Origin of the sequence: Amycolatopsis vastitatis (assembly GCF_002234595.1) — a bacterium.
Taxonomy (GTDB): Bacteria; Actinomycetota; Actinomycetes; order Mycobacteriales; family Pseudonocardiaceae; genus Amycolatopsis; species Amycolatopsis vastitatis.
This window is the reverse complement of record NZ_NMUL01000158.1, coordinates 1-244: the sequence shown is the minus strand read 5'-3', so window position 1 is coordinate 244 and position 244 is coordinate 1. Positions and strand designations below refer to the sequence as shown.

The 244-nt window shown below is 66.8% G+C and carries 1 protein-coding gene; it reads left to right on the top strand.

The window, feature by feature from the left end; genetic code table 11:
• On the top strand, positions 1–244 hold a 244-nt coding region (locus CF165_RS51650; protein ID WP_158226988.1), incomplete at both ends, for a hypothetical protein.

The window sequence follows — 244 nt, the reverse complement described above, 5'->3', positions numbered from 1 at the left end:
CCTTTTGTTCTACCGGGCCAGCGACGGCTTGGCTGTCACCGGTGCGGTGAACGCCGCCGGTGGCTTCACCAACCTGCAAACAGTCGGCGGGTTCGGGCTTGGCTGGACCCATATCACCTCCGTGGGCGGCGGGCGCCTCTTGTTCTACCGGGCCAGCGACGGTGTGGCCGTCACCGGCTCCGTTGACAACGGAGGGAACTTCACCAGCCTGCAACAGGTCGGCGGATTCGCCCCGGGTTGGACC